This window comes from Pseudomonas sp. TH21 (assembly GCF_016651025.1).
Taxonomy (GTDB): Bacteria; Pseudomonadota; Gammaproteobacteria; order Pseudomonadales; family Pseudomonadaceae; genus Aquipseudomonas; species Aquipseudomonas aylmerensis.
Genome location: NZ_JAEKEQ010000001.1, coordinates 5,108,973 through 5,125,934, shown reverse-complemented (window position 1 = coordinate 5,125,934; position 16,962 = coordinate 5,108,973). Strand labels below are relative to the sequence as shown.

Genomic DNA, 16,962 nt, shown 5'->3' with positions numbered 1-16,962 from the left:
TTGTAACTTAATTGGCTTCTGCGGCCGCCTCAACGTCGTGCGCGATAAGCGAGACGAGAGCATTTTGCTGGCGGTGGGAGAGCTGACGAAAACGCTGCAGCAGTTCGCGTTCGTGCAGCGACAGCTCGGGGCTGTCCAGGCGCATGCTCAACTCGTCGCCCAACGCACCTTCCTGAATGAGGCTCTGTTCCAGGCGCGCGATGATTTCGGAGTTCATGCTGCGGTGATGATTGCGAGCCACCTCGGCAATGCGTTCCCGCATTCCGTCTGGCAGACGTACGACGAACTTGTCAGCCGTACGGCTGGAATAAATTGCCTGTTTCAATGGGCGCATATATTTAACCGGTTAGTTCAGGGGAGCGGTTTTTGGAATTGGCCGCAAGATGAGTGTTAAGACAAGACTCACGACCAAAGTTCAACCCTAATTGCAAAGAGGCCGCATCATGCCTCAGATTTGACATTTCCTTGGCGTCAATTCTGTGACAAATATTGAACTGCCTAAAGGCTTTATGCCAGCACTCATTTGCATTTTTGCGGACTGGTTGGAAAACTTCTGCACGAGTGATCCCGCCAGGGAACTTCCCGTAAGTCCAGGCCACCACAGGGTTTAAGGCCGCACATCGTATAGCAAAGTGGCCTTTTGCCCTTATCTTTAAGACTAGTGGCAATTTGCCGATTTACTAGGACGAGGCGACATAAGGTAGGCGGGGGGTGATGCGAGAGGGGGTCAGCGTAGAACCGGGTCAAACTTGATTTTGCGGCCGACGATGAGCGTCAGCAGCAGCAGGCTTGCGCAGATGCCAGCCGCAACAAAGGCGGTGGTTTGCCCGTCCTGGGACTCGGCACCCAGACCCAGGATGCCAGTGGCGACGGTCAAGCACAGGAACAGCCAGGCAGATTTGGTCATCAGTTGTTTCCTCAGAAAACCCAGTGTTCGGAGGCAGGCGCCGCTTGGGTGCCTTGGGTCAGGCGCACTGGCGATTGCGCGTTGGGTGTCATGACCGCCAATTGCGGACGTTGCTGCAGATGGTGTGGCACCGCCTGGCTGATCTGGGCCGGGTCGTTGCTGCCGGTCGATTGGAAATGAAACATCACCAGTGCAGCCAGGGCTACGGTGTTGAGGGCTAACAGAAGGGCACTGTTCATGGTCATGTTCTCCGCTTAACGCCGTGGCTGAAGGGGTTTGTAGGAGAAGTATTGCAGGTCTCGTGCCAATCTATTATTTCAATAAAATCAATGGCTTGAGTCTACTTTAAAACGCTGAAAGGTTGCAATTTGCAATGCTGGCATTTTGAGGGAGTGCATTTTGCACGATGGCGCCCAAGTGCCCGTGTTTACGGGCCGAAACTGCATTGCGTCAGGCAAGGATTGGCCTACATTCAAAAAGCCAACGGACGACATGACAAAACCTACCTCGGCCGTTAACATGCACGCCGTCCGTCGCAGCGCCCCTGGCCTGATGGATGTCATTGGTCCCAGTAGCTCAATTGGATAGAGCATCCCCCTCCTAAGGGGAAGGTTGGCCGTTCGAACCGGCCCTGGGACACCAGATTCGCAGTTCACAAACAAGCCCCGTACAGCACCTGCTGGCGGGGCTTTTTTGTGCGCGCCGGGGCTTTTCACACTTGAGTCGAACCTTGCCGCCGATCGAGGTTCACAGCAGGTGCCGCCGGCTATTTTTCGCAACGCTGTACCTTGCATACCCTCCGGCAGCGTCTGAACCGTGAAGCAAAATAATCCCCGGAAACAGCGCCTTTCGCCTGTCCGGAACCTGCAACCCCGGACTATCATGCCGATAGCCCTGTCTCTTACCGCAAGGAGCCGCTCGGAACGCCGATGCGCCAGATCTGGAAATCTTTTCGAGCCCTTTATTTCGCCTCCTTGATGATGCTGATCGGCTCCGGCCTGCTCAGTACTTACCTGGCCCTGCGCCTGGCGGCCGACCATGTCGACAGCCTGTGGGTGGGTGCGTTGATGGCAGCCAACTACTTTGGCCTGGTGCTGGGCGGCAAGATCGGGCATCGCCTGATCGGCCGGGTCGGGCATATCCGTGCCTATGCCACCTGTGCCGGGATCGTCGGGGCGGCGGTGCTGGGCCATGGCCTGATCGATTGGCTGCCGGCCTGGATCGTGCTGCGTACGATCGTGGGCCTGGGGATGATGTGCCAGTACATGGTCATCGAGAGCTGGCTCAACGAGCAGGCGGACGCCAAGCAGCGTGGCGTGGTGTTCAGCGGCTATATGATTGCGTCCTACCTGGGGCTGGTCCTCGGTCAACTGATCCTGGTCATGCACCCCCAGCTCGGCCTCGAGTTGCTGATGCTGGTCGCGCTGTGTTTTGCCTTGTGCCTGGTGCCGGTGGCCATGACTCGCCGCATTCACCCGGCGCCCCTGCATCCGGCGCCGATGGAGCCGCGCTTCTTTATCAAGCGCGTGCCGCAGTCGCTGAGTACCGTGCTCGGCGCCGGGTTGATCGTCGGTTCGTTCTACGGCCTGGCGCCGCTCTATGCCTCTCAGCAAGGGCTGACGACAGAGCAGGTGGGCCTGTTCATGGGTAGCTGCATTTTTGCCGGCCTGGTGGTGCAGTGGCCGCTGGGTTGGCTGTCGGACCGCTACGACCGCGCGCTGTTGATCCGTTGCTTTGCGTTGTGCCTGGCGGTGGCGGCGTTGCCCTTGGCGGTAATGACCCAGGTGCCGCTGGAAGTGCTGTTCGTGGCAGGCTTCGTGTGTTCCCTGGTGCAGTTCTGCCTGTACCCGCTGGCTGTTGCGTTCTCCAATGACCATGTGGAAGGCGATCGTCGCGTGTCGCTCACCGCCATGTTGCTGGTGACCTACGGCGTCGGCGCCAGTGTCGGGCCGCTGCTGGCGGGTGTGGTGATGAAGATGTTCGGCAGCCACATGCTGTACGCGTTTTTCAGCTTGTGTGCGCTGATCCTGGTATGGCGTATCCGGCCAAAAGCCGTGACCAACCTGCACCAGGTGGACGACGCACCCTTGCACCACGTGGCGATGCCCGACAGCATGTCCAGCTCGCCATTGGTGGCTGCCCTTGATCCGCGGGTGGATGAGCAAGTGGTGCAGGAGCAGATGCAGGTATCCGTACCTGAACCAGAGCCTGAAATCGAGCCCGAGGCTCCCGCTGATGAGCCGGTGGTCGAGGCACCAGTCGATCCGCTCGACCCGGACGAGCATCCCCATGATTTGAGCAGGGCACGCCCCTGAAAACAAAAAACGGGCAGATCCCATCAGGATCTGCCCGTTTTTTTATGACGCCAAGCTTTAAAAGTCGTCGTCTTTGTCGAAGCGGCGTGCTTCGCGTTGCAGTTGGTAGACGAAACGCTCGACCTGGCGCTGCACCAAGCCACTCATGTTGTGAAAACGCACGCCGGCGAAGGTGGTGTTGATCTTCTCTTCGAAGTGCAGGTAACGCAGCTCGACCGAGGTGGTCATGCTGCCAAAGGGCAGGGCGGCGATGAAGCGGTCGTAGACCTGGCCCAGTTGCAGGCGCTCGGAAATATCGCCTTCAAAGCGCAGTTTGCAGCCGGTGGCGGAAATATCCAGCAATTTGCCACTGATCGGCGCCTTGAGTTTCTCGCCGCCCAGTTCGATGTTGACCAGTTGGGCCAGCTTCAAGGCGGCCCGGAAAGCGTTGCGACGCTGATGGTAAACCACCTCGTCGGGCAAGCTGCCGGTGTAGATGCGGTGGCCGTCCTTTTCGCTGATGCTCATGGCGCCGTTGCTTTCCCACGCAACGCGCACGCCGTCGTGGAAGCCTTCGATGCGGAACGGCTCACCGTTTTCAAGGTGGCGTTCGCCGTCACGCGGGATCATTTCATCCAGGGCCAGGGTGCCGCCCTCGCGGTCGACATCCACCAGGTAACTCTGGAAGCGTTGGCTGCGTTCGTGGAAGGTGATGATCAGCGGGTCATGGCTTTCTTGCAGCATCCGCAAGGTGCCGGCGATTTCCAGAGGCGTGGTGAGGACCTTGGGTGGCTGCGGGGCATCTTCCGCATTAAGGGCGTTGAACACGGTTCTTCCATCTCCAGACAAAATACGACTACACGCAAGAGCAGGCATTTTGCCAGTATGTGGCGCGACTTGGATAGGCCGCGCGGTAAACGGGCATCAGGCTTGGCTGCGGGTGCTTGGCTTGACCAGGCGCGAGGTGGATCCCTGGGCGTTGTAAAGCGCCGGAGGCTCACCGCCGTGAAGTATACGCAACTGGTTGGCGGTCGTAGCTTGCTGAAGCTGGATCGACTGACCGTTGAGCAGGTTGGCTTCCTGGCACTGGGCGAGCAATTGATTGAGTTCTTTGCTCTGGGCCAGCAATTGATCGCCGACCGAGGAGTGGCTGGCCAATTGTGCCAGGCCATCATGGTCTGCCGGCAGGCCGAGGCTGATGAGGATTTCGCTGCGTTTTTTGCCGTGCTGTTCCAGCAGGACAATCAGCGATTGTTTGCGCGCCAGAATTTCTTCCAGCAAGGGCATGTCCCGGCCGAAGAGTGCCAGGGATTCTTCTTTCAGCAGCTCGAGCAAGTGTTGCGTCGGCGCTAGATCATCAATGATCAGTTGAAGCAAATGTTCGTCGTGATGCATGGCTGGCCTTGGGGTTTAAGCGTCCAAAAGCCCGGCGCAGGCCTGTGCCTAGCGCTCGGCTTCGAAATTAAGCAGCTTGCTGGCTACACGGTTGCTGTCGACTTTATAGCTGCCATCGGCGATTGCCTGTTTCAATTCGGCCACACGGGCTTTATTGACTACCGGTTGATCGCGCAGCGAGTCAGTGACCTTCTGCAACTGTTGAGCCTCATTGCTCAGGTGTACGGATTCCCCGCTCTGGCTGGCGCTCGCCTGTTCTGCCTTCGCGGGCAGTGGCTGGGCCTTGGCTTCTACGCTGTCCTTGGTACCGGTGGTACGCGTAGGGCCTGACGTTGCCGGGGTGTTATTCAAACGACTGAAATCGATGACCATGATAAAAAACCTCTGGGTATTTGGACGCTTGCCATGTTTTCGGCCATACCCGGACAAACTTTAGGCGCAATTGACAATAAACTGCACAGGCCGGCACCCAACCCACAGTGTAGGAAAAGCCGGCGTCCGATACCAGCGGTCTATAAAGCCACCTCCACTTGGCCGGGTGCCGTCACCCGCGCCTTGATCACCCGGTTCGAGTTGAGGTTCTTCACCCGGATCTGCTCGCTCATGCCGCCATTGGACAGCGCCTCGCCTGGCATCTTTACCTGCAGCGCGCCGCTGCTGGCGGAAATCACCACCTGGTCGCCCTTGCGGATCACCTCCGCCTGCTCCAGGTGCACCAGGGTAATGACCTGGTCGGTGACCACTGGTCGGGTCAATTTCTGTCCGACGGCCTGGTCGAGGGAGGTCAGGTAGCCTTGATTGATCATGCTGATGTCGCGTTCGCGCAGGACAACGTCCTCGAAACCGATGATGCCGGTGCGCTTCAGCGGGCGGGCCACCACCACCACATCGCGGAACAGTTTGACCTGCGCCGGCACGAACACGGTCCAGGGCGAGGCGCCTTCGCAGCGAACTTTCACCGTCACGCGGCCGATGGGCTGGGCGGGACTTTCCAGGGTGGCTGTCAATTCCTTGTCGCACATTGGCATGCGCAGGCGCGGATCGAGCTGGCTGACCTGGATTTCATAACGCCCGGGTGTCTGGGTGGTCGCCAGATAATCTTCTACAGTGAACTCAAGAAAGCCCTGAGTGACGCCGATAAGTAGATCAGGCAAGGTGACGTTATCGGCGCGGGCCGTGGTTCCCAGGCTCAAGGCGAGCAATGCCATCGAGACGCAGAGCAATCTGCAGTACCGTGGGAAGCCGGGGCGTCGGGAAACTGTCGTTTTAATATCCATGATCTGTAAATTGCAAAGCCCGTGCCGTTTAGTGTTGGGTGCGCGTCTGCCCTTTAGGGAACAGGCCAAAGGTTTTAGCGTAGGAGTAAAGGCATGGCAGGAGTAATGGATTCAGTAAACCAGCGGACACAGCTGGTAGGGCAGAATCGCCTGGAGTTGTTGCTTTTTCGCCTGGATGGCAAACAGTTGTATGGCATCAACGTGTTCAAGGTGCGGGAAGTGTTGCAGTGCCCCAAGCTGACGATCATGCCCAAGTCCAGTCCCGTGGTGTGCGGCGTCGCCAACATCCGCGGCGCGACCATCCCGATTCTCGACCTGGCGCTGGCCACCGGTTCGCCGGCCCTGCAGGACCGCGAGAATCCGTTCGTGATCATTACCGAGTACAACACCAAGACCCAGGGTTTCCTGGTGCGCTCGGTGGAGCGCATCGTCAATATGAACTGGGAAGAGATCCATCCGCCGCCCAAGGGCACCGGCCGCGATCACTACCTCACGGCGGTGACGCGGGTCGATAACCAGTTGGTGGAAATCATCGACGTGGAGAAGATCCTCGCCGAAGTGGCGCCGACCTCGGAATCGATTTCCGTGGGCGTGGTGGACGCCGAGACGGCACACAAGGCGATTTCCTTGCGTGTGCTGACGGTGGACGACTCCTCGGTGGCGCGCAAGCAGGTGACCCGTTGCCTGCAGACCGTCGGTGTGGAAGTGGTGGCGCTCAATGATGGTCGCCAGGCGCTGGATTACCTGCGCAAGCTGGTGGACGAAGGCAAGAAGCCGGAAGAAGAATTCTTGATGATGATCTCTGACATCGAGATGCCGGAAATGGACGGCTACACCCTCACGGCCGAGATACGCAATGACCCACGCATGCAAAAATTGCATATCATCCTGCATACTTCGTTGTCGGGTGTATTCAATCAGGCGATGGTCAAGAAGGTCGGTGCCGATGACTTCCTGGCCAAATTCCGCCCTGATGACCTGGCAGCCCGGGTAGTCGACCGGATCAAGGCAGCAGATCACGGCTAGGGGATGTCCCCTGGCGGTCACACGATTTAAGAGGCGGTATCATTGTCTACGGGTAATTTGGATTTCGAACAGTTCCGGGTCTTCCTGGAAAAAGCCTGTGGCATATTGCTCGGTGAGAACAAGCAGTACCTGGTATCCAGCCGTCTCAACAAACTGATGGAACAGCAGGGCATCAAGTCGCTGGGCGAGTTGGTCCAGCGCATCCAGGGCCAGCCGCGCAGCGGGCTCAAGGAAATGGTGGTCGATGCCATGACCACCAACGAAACCTTGTGGTTTCGCGACACCTATCCGTTTGAAGTGCTCAAGAGCAAGGTGCTGCCGGAAGCCATCAAGGCCAGCCCGGGCCAGCGCCTGCGCATCTGGTCGGCGGCCTGCTCCTCGGGGCAGGAACCGTACTCGATCTCGATGTCCATCGATGAGTTCGAGCGGACAAACATGGGCCAGCTCAAGGCTGGTGCGCAAATTGTCGCCACTGATCTGTCCGGCACCATGCTCACCAACTGCAAGACCGGCGAGTACGACAGCCTGGCCCTGGGCCGTGGCTTGTCCCAGGAGCGCCTGCAACGTTACTTCGACCCGAAAGGGGCCGGGCGTTGGGCGGTCAAGGCGCCGATCAAGAGCCGCGTGGAGTTTCGCTCGTTCAACCTGCTCGACAGCTACGCCAGCCTGGGCAAGTTCGACATGGTGTTCTGCCGCAACGTGCTGATCTACTTCTCGGCCGAAGTGAAGAAAGACATCCTGTTGCGCATCCACGGCACGCTCAAGCGCGGTGGCTATCTGTTCCTCGGCGCATCCGAAGCGCTGAACGGCCTGCCCGATCATTACCAGATGGTGCAGTGCAGTCCTGGGATCATCTACCAGGCCAAGTGACGGTTTGAAGTGTGCTTCGACAAAAAAGGGAGCCCCGCAAAGGGCTCTCTTTTTTTGTGCGCCAAGTCTGAATACCCGGGTGAGCGTAAGCCTTCCGGAACTCATGTTTCGCCATTTTCCACGAACCTGTGGAAGGGGGTGAAGTGCGTACGCCTCCAAAACTTCAGGTGTGCGAGTGGGATTGAATATTCCTCTTCGGCTCATAGTAGAGGGAAGGTCTATGGACAATATTTGGGTGGAGTCTCGCGTTGCGGCACGGTCTGGTTTTGATCCTGCTGTTCAACAACAGCCTTCCGCTGCGCGTGTAGCGCGTTCAGCAACACAACAAACTGGTTCGGGGCCTGTGTTTGGCGTTCAGGACGCCAGGCCGCCAGTCATCAATTTTTCCCCAAGCGACTATGGTTCATCTCAGCAGCCCTATAGCTACGGGGCCTATTTGTCTAACGGCATATCCTCTTCAATTGCTGACGCGCCCGCGGCTATCCTCACTGGTAAAGCGCGCGGAGGAATCTGGAACAAGGCAAAGGATATTTTTGGAGGGTTTTTTCAGAGCCAAAATGGCAACTGCGCCACTATCTCAGGCATTAAGGCATTGAGCGCGCGTTATGGTTCGAAACCAACCGACCTCTTTTCGAAGGTGGAAGATCTCGGCGACAGGTATCGCGTTACCAAACGCGATGGGAAGGTCGTGGAGTTTACCCACGAGGAGTATATGCAGGTTAGGAAGGACGCGGGGATTGACGGCAGTGACCCTATTGCGCGCGATAACGCGGCCTTTGCGTATGCAGTCGCTGCCAAGCAGGCTGAGTACGATAATCACGAAGGCTCGAAAGGAAACTTCACCAAAGCCCTGGCGTCTCTGAAAAACGGCGAATATACCAAGGATCTTTTCGACCGACTGGGCTTCAAGGGGCTTTACAGGAAAGGAACCGTTGAGGAATTGAGAAATGGCAGCGTGGGCATTATAGAAAAAGATGTTGGGGGAGCAGGTACGGGGCATTCGATGGCCGTGATTGCGGGCGTCGAAGAGCGCTGGGGAAAAAGGGGGAATCTTGTTACACACGGAAAAATCACAGACACCAACGGCAACCAGTGGTCGGACAATGTACTGGTTTTGACTTGATCACTGCTTGCCGCATTGCGCGCGCGGGGTATCTCCAAGCCTCGCAGACACGCAGTGCACGGGCGGCTTTTTGACCGCCCGGCTGTTCGGCCCTGCAAAAACGGCAATGCTCATTGCCGCTTTCCTGACGCTTCGCGGAAATCCATTGCCGCTTTTGCGCTGTTGCCACCGGCAACCTTCCTCTAAACCCTTGATTTAAGGGGCTTTCAATTATTGGCATGAGCCTTGCTATAACCCTGTTAACGAACAGCAGGTCAGCCTAAAGGTTTCCGCCATGAGCATCAGCTTCGATAAAGCGCTCGGTATCCACGAACAAGCCCTGGGCTTCCGCGCCCAGCGTGCCGAAGTCCTGGCCAACAACATTGCCAACGCCGACACCCCGAACTACAAGGCTCGGGACCTGGACTTCTCCGCCGTGCTCGCGGCACAGCAGGACAAGACCAAGAACGGCACCTTCGCCTTGAACATGACCAACAGCCGTCATATCGAAGCGCAAGGCCTGGGCAATGGTGACGAGTCGCTGCTGTATCGCACGCCGATGCAGCCATCGATCGACCAGAACACCGTCGACGCCCAGCTGGAGCAATCGGCCTACGCCGAGAACTCGGTGAACTTCCAGGCCAGCTTCACCCTGCTCAACAGTAAATTCAAAGGGCTGATGTCAGCCCTGCGTGGAGAGTAAGCCATGTCCCTGTCCAGTGTTTTCAATATTGCCGGCAGTGGCATGAGCGCGCAGACCACGCGTTTGAACACCGTCGCCAGTAACATCGCCAACGCCGAGACCGTGTCGTCGAGCATTGACCAGACCTACCGCGCCCGTCACCCGGTGTTCGCCACCATGTTCCAGGGCGGCCAGAGCGGCGGCAGCGATTCGCTGTTCCAGGACCAGGGCGCTGCAGGTTCCGGCGTGCAGGTGCTCGGTGTGGTGGAAGACCAGAGCAACCTGGAGGCCCGCTACGAGCCGAATCACCCGGCGGCGAACGAAAAAGGCTACGTCTACTACCCGAACGTCAATGTGGTCGAGGAAATGGCAGACATGATCTCCGCCAGCCGCTCGTTCCAGACCAACGCGGAAATGATGAACACCGCCAAAACCATGATGCAGAAGGTCCTGACCCTGGGTCAGTGATAAGGGGCGCCACTAATGGCCATCGTTGATACGACAAACAACACGGCAGTCCAGGACCTTTTCAACTCCAAGGTCAAGACCGCCACAGATAACAGCAGCGTCGGTGACGCCTCCAAGGCGGCGACGGGCAACCAGTCGCTGGGCAAGGACGCATTCCTGCAACTGCTGGTGACCCAGCTGAAAAACCAGAACCCGCTGTCGCCCCAGGACAACGGCGCGTTCGTGGCCCAGCTGGCGCAGTTCAGCAGCCTGGAAGGCATCAACACCCTGAACGACTCGGTGAATGCGATCTCGAGCAACTTCAGCTCCTCGCAAGCGCTGCAGGCATCGTCGCTGGTCGGGCGCTCGATCATCACCCAGACCGACAAGGCCCTGGTGGACACAAGCAAGAGCATGACCGGTTCGGTCGCGGTGACCTCTGCGGTGGGTAACGTCTCCATCAAGATCACTGACAAAGATGGCAACGTGGTGCGCACCATCGACATGGGCGCCCAGAGCGCGGGTAACTCCGACTTCATCTGGGACGGCAAGAACGACAAAGGTGAAGTGGCCCCCGCAGGTACCTACACCTTCGCGGCCACCACCAAAAATGACAAGGGCGACTCGGTAGCCCTGGCGACCTCGCTGCCCGCGACGGTGACCAGCGTGACGTTGAGCAAGACCGGCGGCGAAATGCTGTTGAACCTTGCAGGTGGCATGGGCAGCGTCAAGCTGTCGCAAATTCAGACTATCGGTACATAGAGCCGGCTAAATACGGCAGAGGGAGAGAAACATGTCTTTTAATATCGGCCTTAGCGGCCTCTATGCGGCCAACAAACAACTGGACGTGACCGGCAACAACATCGCCAACGTCGCGACCACTGGCTTCAAGTCGTCCCGTGCGGAATTCGCGGACATCTACGCCGCCTCCAAACTGGGCACCGGCCAGAACAGCATCGGCAATGGTGTGAACCTGGCGGCTGTGTCGCAGCAGTTCACCCAGGGTGACGTCAACAACAGCGGCGGTATCCTGGACATGGCGATCCAGGGTGGCGGCTTCTTCGTGCAGAAGGGCAGCGACGGCTCGCTGGAATACACTCGCAGCGGTGCGTTCCGTGCCGACAAAGATGGCTACATCACTAACAACACCGGTACTTCGCGCCTGCAAGGCTACGCAGCGGACGCCGATGGCAAAATCGTCAAGGGTGGCCTGGTCGACCTGCAACTGAACCTGGCGAACCTGCCGCCGAAGGCGTCCACCAAAGTGGACTCCACCAGTAACCTGAATTCTTCGGACCTGCCGATCAATCAGACGGACCACCCGTTCGATCCGACCAAGACCGACAGCTTCAACACCCAGTACTCCACCACGCTCTACGATACCCAGGGCAACGCCCACTCGATGGTGCAGTACATGGTTAAAACCGATGGCAACGTCTGGCAGTCCTACACGCTGATTGACGGCCGTAACCCGGATGGCACGCCGATCAGCGGTAGCGGTGCCGTTGCCCCAGTGCCGTCTACGCTGACCTTTGATACCTCTGGCAAGCTCGAAAAAATTGTCGGCGCCAACGTCAAGGACACTACCATGACCATTGACGACTGGAAGCCGGGCGGCCTGGTCGATGGCGTTTGGAAGGACAACGGTGCTGCTGCCAACACCGGCGGTATTGCCGTCAACATGGGTAACATCACCCAGTACAACTCCGCCAGCTACCGCAACCCGCCGGTCACCGATGGCTACGCCACCGGCCAGATCACCGGCCTGAAAATCGACGGCAGCGGTGTACTGTTCGCCACGTTCAGCAACCAGCAGAGCAAGGCTATCGGCCAGATCTCCCTGGCCAGCTTCAACAACGAACAGGGCCTGCAGCCCTCCGGCGGCACCACCTGGAGAGAGACCTTCGCCTCGGGCCAGCCGGGTTATGACAGCCCGCAAGCCGGGACCTTGGGTTCGATCGTGGCCAACTCGCTGGAGAACTCCAACGTCAACCTGACCAACGAGCTGGTGGACCTGATCAAGGCCCAGAGCAACTACCAGGCGAACGCCAAGACCATCTCCACCCAGAGCACCATCATGCAGACCATCATTCAGATGACCTGATGCAAAAGCGCTCGACAAGAAGCCCCTCGTAAGAGGGGCTTTTTTGTGGGCGTAGGAAAATAACCCATGACACTACAGGTTACGCGTTGAATTTCTGGGGAAGGAACACTCCATTTCTGTCTTGCCACTGATGGTCAAGAGCCTTGTCGGCTCACCAATCAGTGGGAGTGCCGAAGATGGGAAGTTCAGGAGTATCGGGGGCGCGGCGTACCGCCTCTGTGGCTGGAGTTGCGCGAGGTGATTCGCCGCCCGTTAAACCTGTGGATCACGCATCGACGGTCAAGTCGTTCCTCCAACAGTTGTTCGACGCCGAGAAAGACGGCAAAACCCAGTCGGTCCAGGACTTGCGCAACAAATTGAGTGAACTGCGTGAGAATTTGGGTGATGAAAAATTCAAGGAGATCCTCAAGAAGCTCATCGAAGAATCCGATAGCAAGTACCTTGAGCTTCTCAAGCGGCTGCTGAAGGAGTGGTTTCCCGATGCGGATGATGTCCCACCACCGAACACGCCACCGCCGGGAGGTGGCGGAGGGGGGGAGGGGCGGCGGTAGAGTGGACCCTGCGGGGTTTGGTCCTGCCGAGCAAATGGGCAATCGGCCTTACACAAAAGGGCAGAATTATTTCAACTACAAGCCTGATAACAGTAACCCCGGGCAAAAGCCGGGAACTGGAAAAGAACAGGGCAATATCTGGACGGGTTTCAAGCAAGGGCCTGACGGCAATTGTGTGACGGTTTCCGCAATTAAGGCCGCCATGATGCGGTATGGCAAGGAGCCTACAGATGTATTCAAGGAGGTAAAAGAGGCGGGCGATGGCTATGACGTGACGATGCGCGATGGATACAAGGTTCATTTTTCCAAGGAAGAATTCAAGTTGGCGGCAAAGGAGGCCCGATTCGAGGGCGATGATCCTTCGATGATAACGTCTGCCAACTTCATGTTTGCCGCGAGTGCCAAGCGGGCCCAGATGGAAAACAACGACGGCACGGCAGGGGGCAGTTTCATGGCTGCCATGAAGAGCCTCAACGATGGGGAGTACTCTCGGGAAGGCTTGGACCGCTTGGGATTGAAGGGACTTTACAGGCCGGCGACCGATGCCGACTTGAGAAACAGCAAAGTCGGGACAGTGGAGTACAACGGTCATTCGATGGCGGTGATTAACGGTCGCATTGAGTTGTGGGGGCAGCGGGGCGGCGTGCCTGCATCGGGTATAGCTACCGTGTTGATCTAGTCTCGTACGGGGTTTTTACCGGGCAAAAGAAAGCCCCCGATACACGTTAAGTGTATCGGGGGCTTTTCAGCCTTGGGGGTTAGCCCCAGGGCGGGCTCAGCTTATTGGCAAGCTTCGCAATCCGGCTCGTCAATCGCGCAGGCCTTTGGCACTGGCGCCGGGCCGGCCGGGGCGGCGAGCACCGAATCATCACCGTGGTTACCGCTGGACACAGCGTTCAGCTTGCCGGTGTTGATGGTCGACTTCTCGGTGCTGGTCGCGGCCAGGGCACGGAGGTAGTAAGTGGTTTTCAGGCCACGGTACCAAGCCATGCGGTAGGTCACGTCGAGCTTCTTGCCCGATGCGCCGGCGATGTACAGGTTCAGCGACTGAGCCTGGTCGATCCACTTCTGGCGACGGCTGGCGGCGTCCACGATCCACTTGGTGTCCACTTCGAAGGCAGTCGCGTAGAGCTCTTTGAGTTCTTGCGGGATGCGCTCGATCTGCTGCACCGAACCGTCGTAGTACTTCAGGTCGTTGATCATGACCGAGTCCCACAGGCCGCGGGCCTTGAGGTCGCGAACCAGGTACGGGTTGATCACGGTGAATTCGCCCGACAGGTTCGATTTCACATACAGGTTCTGGTAGGTCGGTTCGATCGACTGCGATACGCCGGTGATGTTGGCGATGGTTGCGGTCGGTGCGATGGCCATGATGTTGGAGTTACGAATGCCTTTCTGCACACGGGCACGTACCGGCGCCCAGTCCAGGGATTCGTTCAGGTCGACATCGATGTACTTCTGGCCACGGGCTTCGATCAGGATCTGTTGCGAGTCCAGCGGCAGGATGCCTTTGGACCACAGCGAACCCTGGAATGTCTCGTAGGCACCGCGCTCGTCGGCCAGGTCGCAGGAGGCCTGGATCGCGTAGTAGCTGACCGCTTCCATGGACTTGTCGGCGAACTCGACCGCAGCATCCGAGCCGTAAGGAATGTGCTGCAGGTACAGCGCATCCTGGAAGCCCATGATGCCCAGGCCAACCGGACGGTGCTTGAAGTTGGAGTTCTGCGCCTGTGGCACCGAGTAGTAGTTGATGTCGATCACGTTATCGAGCATGCGTACAGCGGTGTTGACGGTGCGTTCCAGCTTGGCGGTGTCCAGCTTGCCGTTGACGATGTGGTTCGGCAGGTTGATCGAGCCCAGGTTGCAAACGGCGATCTCGTCCTTGTTGGTGTTCAAGGTGATCTCGGTGCACAGGTTCGAGCTGTGGACCACGCCGACGTGCTGCTGCGGGCTGCGCAGGTTGCACGGGTCTTTGAAGGTCAGCCATGGGTGGCCGGTTTCAAACAGCATGGACAGCATTTTGCGCCACAGGTCTTTGGCCTGGATGGTCTTGAACAGCTTGACCTTGCCTGGGTACTCGGTGAGGGCTTCGTAGTACTCGTAGCGCTCTTCGAAGGCCTTGCCGGTCAGGTCGTGCAGGTCCGGAACTTCGGAGGGCGAGAACAGGGTCCACTTGCCGTCATCGAAGACGCGCTTCATGAACAGGTCAGGGATCCAGTTGGCGGTGTTCATGTCGTGGGTACGACGACGGTCATCACCGGTGTTCTTGCGCAGCTCGATGAACTCTTCAATGTCCATGTGCCAGGTTTCCAGGTAGGCACACACAGCGCCTTTGCGCTTGCCACCCTGGTTCACGGCGACGGCGGTGTCGTTCACCACTTTCAGGAACGGTACAACGCCCTGGGACTTGCCATTGGTGCCCTTGATGTACGAACCCAGTGCGCGCACCGGGGTCCAGTCGTTGCCCAGGCCGCCGGCGAATTTGGACAACATGGCGTTGTCGTGGATCGCGTGGTAAATGCCCGACAGGTCATCCGGCACGGTGGTCAGGTAGCAGCTGGACAGCTGTGGACGCAGGGTGCCGGCGTTGAACAAGGTCGGGGTCGAAGACATGTAGTCGAAGGACGACAGCAGGTTGTAGAACTCGATGGCGCGGTCTTCTTTCTGCTTCTCTTCAATCGCCAGGCCCATGGCCACGCGCATGAAGAACACTTGCGGCAGTTCGAAGCGGATACCGTCCTTGTGGATGAAGTAACGGTCGTACAGGGTTTGCAGGCCCAGGTAGGTGAACTGCTGGTCGCGCTCGTGGTTGATCGCCTTGCCGAGTTTTTCCAGGTCGAAGGTGGCCAGGACCGGGTTCAGCAATTCGAATTCGATACCCTTGGCGATGTAGGCCGGCAGGGCCTTGGCGTACAGGTCGGCCATCTCGTGGTGGGTGGCGCTGTCGGCGACTTTCAGGAAGCCCAGGCCTTCGGCACGCAGGGTGTCCATCAGCAGGCGCGCGGTCACGAACGAGTAGTTCGGCTCGCGTTCAACCAGGGTACGGGCGGTCATCACCAGGGCGGTGTTGACGTCGGTCAGGGCCACGCCGTCGTACAGGTTCTTCAGGGTTTCGCGCTGGATCAGGTCACCGTCGACTTCTTCCAGGCCTTCGCAGGCCTCGGTGATGATGGTATTCAGGCGGCCCAGGTCGAGTGGGGCAAAGCTGCCGTCGGCCAGGGTGATGCGGATCGACGGGTGCGCTTGCACGGCAGCTTCTTCAGCCGGGGAACGTACGGCACGTTCCTTTGCGCGCGAGTCACGGTAGATCACGTAGTCGCGGGCGACTTTCTGCTCGCCGGCACGCATCAGGGCCAGTTCGACCTGGTCCTGGATTTCTTCGATGTGGATGGTGCCGCCCGATGGCATGCGACGCTTGAAGGTCGCGGTGACTTGTTCGGTCAGGCGGGCAACGGTGTCGTGGATGCGCGACGAAGCGGCAGCGGTGCCGCCTTCAACTGCAAGAAACGCTTTGGTGATGGCGACGGTGATTTTGTCATCGGTGTAAGGAACGACAGTGCCGTTACGCTTGATCACACGCAATTGGCCGGGCGCGGTGGCGGACAGATCCAGGTTCGAATCAGCGGCCTGCGGCACGGAGCCTTGCGGGTTCTCGCGAGTTGTGTCGGTTTGCATGGGGGGTTGTCTCCACATTCTATATTTATTTGGGCACCATCTCGGTGCCCACCGTTCCGTCCTGAAGCACTTACAACAGGCCTTTGGCCTGGCATAACAACTTCGGGACAGGAGGAAGGGAGCTATTCGCGCCGCTTCCATGCCGAAGTCTTCGGTTCAAGGCGTAAAAGCCTCTGGCCGTATTCCTGTTGGGTGACAGTCGCCCGGTTCAAGCGCTGCAACACCCGTACCGTTTTGCGCTGTTGAAGCGTGAAACGGTTGCCATCCGCGTGCGCGGTGTGGGCTTTCAAAAAATGCTTTGGCTAGACCAAACAGGAGCAAGAAAGGGCTTGAGTTTCTTGTCTGATTTGTGTTGGGTCTTTTCGCTCAAAACCCTACATGTAGGGTTTTTTAGCGCCGAGCTACAAGATAATGCGTTTTGGGGGGCTTAGCAACGCACTACCTGTGGATAACGCTGTGGGTAAAATGTGTATGAAACGTGGAACAGCCGTGTAGGCCGCAGTACTGCTGGATTCAGCCGTTTGTCACCGAATATTCCAAGATAAAAACAGCCGATTGGATTTTTGAGGGCGCGAACCCTATCACAAAAAAATGCGATCACCGAATGGATTTCCCGGCTTGTGCTTGAGGGT

At 58.3% G+C, this 16,962-nt stretch carries 18 protein-coding genes and 1 tRNA gene; 11 read left to right on the top strand and 8 right to left on the bottom strand.

The window, feature by feature from the left end; genetic code table 11:
- Positions 1–7: 7 nt before the first annotated feature.
- The 3 genes from JFU04_RS22610 to JFU04_RS22600 form a co-directional block, all read right to left on the bottom strand.
- On the bottom strand, positions 8–334 hold the full coding sequence (locus JFU04_RS22610) for an Arc family DNA-binding protein (RefSeq protein ID WP_003175643.1): 327 nt from the start codon (positions 332–334) through the stop codon (positions 8–10).
- Between the two features lie 393 nt (positions 335–727).
- On the bottom strand, positions 728–907 hold the full coding sequence (locus tag JFU04_RS22605; protein ID WP_106802844.1) for a PA3371 family protein: 180 nt from the start codon (positions 905–907) through the stop codon (positions 728–730).
- 11 nt (positions 908–918) lie between these two features.
- Positions 919–1,146 carry a hypothetical protein gene (locus JFU04_RS22600; protein WP_065909230.1) on the bottom strand — a complete coding sequence of 76 codons (228 nt, stop codon included), beginning with the start codon at positions 1,144–1,146 and terminating at the stop codon, positions 919–921.
- Positions 1,147–1,472: 326 nt separating this feature from the next.
- On the opposite strand from JFU04_RS22600, the gene JFU04_RS22595 reads away from it, so the two are divergent.
- Together JFU04_RS22595 and JFU04_RS22590 are read left to right on the top strand one after the other, a co-directional pair.
- A tRNA-Arg gene (locus JFU04_RS22595) sits at positions 1,473–1,549 on the top strand.
- 287 nt (positions 1,550–1,836) lie between these two features.
- Complete coding sequence (locus JFU04_RS22590; protein WP_201145740.1) at positions 1,837–3,222, top strand: MFS transporter; 1,386 nt, start codon at positions 1,837–1,839, stop codon at positions 3,220–3,222.
- A 57-nt stretch (positions 3,223–3,279) separates the two neighbouring features.
- On the opposite strand, the gene JFU04_RS22585 is transcribed toward JFU04_RS22590, so the two are convergent.
- From JFU04_RS22585 to flgA, 4 genes are all read right to left on the bottom strand, one after another.
- Positions 3,280–4,029 (bottom strand): flagellar brake protein, encoded by a 750-nt coding sequence (locus tag JFU04_RS22585; protein WP_106802848.1) that lies wholly within the window; start codon positions 4,027–4,029, stop codon positions 3,280–3,282.
- Positions 4,030–4,125: 96 nt separating this feature from the next.
- On the bottom strand, positions 4,126–4,596 hold the full coding sequence (locus JFU04_RS22580) for a flagella synthesis protein FlgN (protein WP_065909236.1): 471 nt from the start codon (positions 4,594–4,596) through the stop codon (positions 4,126–4,128).
- A gap of 48 nt (positions 4,597–4,644) precedes the next feature.
- Entirely contained in the window at positions 4,645–4,968 is a 324-nt protein-coding gene (flgM, locus tag JFU04_RS22575) for a flagellar biosynthesis anti-sigma factor FlgM (RefSeq protein ID WP_201145739.1), read from the bottom strand.
- A gap of 140 nt (positions 4,969–5,108) precedes the next feature.
- A complete protein-coding gene (flgA, locus tag JFU04_RS22570) occupies positions 5,109–5,873 on the bottom strand; it encodes a flagellar basal body P-ring formation chaperone FlgA (RefSeq protein WP_065909238.1) in 765 nt (254 codons plus the stop codon).
- Positions 5,874–5,966: 93 nt separating this feature from the next.
- Here flgA and JFU04_RS22565 point away from each other — a divergent pair, with 93 nt between their 5' ends.
- The 9 genes from JFU04_RS22565 (at position 5,967) to JFU04_RS30705 (ending at position 13,334) form a co-directional block, all read left to right on the top strand.
- Positions 5,967–6,899 carry a chemotaxis protein CheV gene (locus tag JFU04_RS22565; protein ID WP_106802849.1) on the top strand — a complete coding sequence of 311 codons (933 nt, stop codon included), beginning with the start codon at positions 5,967–5,969 and terminating at the stop codon, positions 6,897–6,899.
- Between the two features lie 42 nt (positions 6,900–6,941).
- Positions 6,942–7,769 carry a protein-glutamate O-methyltransferase CheR gene (cheR, locus tag JFU04_RS22560; protein ID WP_016979774.1) on the top strand — a complete coding sequence of 276 codons (828 nt, stop codon included), beginning with the start codon at positions 6,942–6,944 and terminating at the stop codon, positions 7,767–7,769.
- A 220-nt stretch (positions 7,770–7,989) separates the two neighbouring features.
- On the top strand, positions 7,990–8,892 hold the full coding sequence (locus tag JFU04_RS22555) for a hypothetical protein (protein ID WP_201145738.1): 903 nt from the start codon (positions 7,990–7,992) through the stop codon (positions 8,890–8,892).
- Positions 8,893–9,166: 274 nt separating this feature from the next.
- On the top strand, positions 9,167–9,574 hold the full coding sequence (flgB, locus tag JFU04_RS22550; RefSeq protein WP_003214246.1) for a flagellar basal body rod protein FlgB: 408 nt from the start codon (positions 9,167–9,169) through the stop codon (positions 9,572–9,574).
- Between the two features lie 3 nt (positions 9,575–9,577).
- The gene (gene flgC / locus JFU04_RS22545) at positions 9,578–10,021 is read left to right on the top strand and encodes a flagellar basal body rod protein FlgC (RefSeq protein ID WP_015885456.1); all 444 of its coding nucleotides are present in this window, start codon (positions 9,578–9,580) and stop codon (positions 10,019–10,021) included.
- Positions 10,022–10,036: 15 nt separating this feature from the next.
- Entirely contained in the window at positions 10,037–10,762 is a 726-nt protein-coding gene (gene flgD, locus JFU04_RS22540; protein ID WP_065909244.1) for a flagellar hook assembly protein FlgD, read from the top strand.
- Between the two features lie 31 nt (positions 10,763–10,793).
- Positions 10,794–12,104, top strand: coding sequence for a flagellar hook protein FlgE (flgE, locus tag JFU04_RS22535; RefSeq protein WP_106802851.1), 1,311 nt, complete (start codon positions 10,794–10,796; stop codon positions 12,102–12,104).
- A gap of 176 nt (positions 12,105–12,280) precedes the next feature.
- Positions 12,281–12,655 (top strand): hypothetical protein, encoded by a 375-nt coding sequence (locus tag JFU04_RS30710; RefSeq protein WP_201145737.1) that lies wholly within the window; start codon positions 12,281–12,283, stop codon positions 12,653–12,655.
- 1 nt (position 12,656) lies between these two features.
- Positions 12,657–13,334: a hypothetical protein gene (locus tag JFU04_RS30705; protein ID WP_201145736.1), complete on the top strand. Its 678-nt coding sequence runs from the start codon at positions 12,657–12,659 to the stop codon at positions 13,332–13,334.
- A 101-nt stretch (positions 13,335–13,435) separates the two neighbouring features.
- Here the strand turns inward: JFU04_RS30705 and JFU04_RS22520 are convergent, their stop codons facing one another.
- Entirely contained in the window at positions 13,436–16,330 is a 2,895-nt protein-coding gene (locus JFU04_RS22520; RefSeq protein WP_065909250.1) for a ribonucleoside-diphosphate reductase subunit alpha, read from the bottom strand.
- Positions 16,331–16,962: the final 632 nt, after the last annotated feature.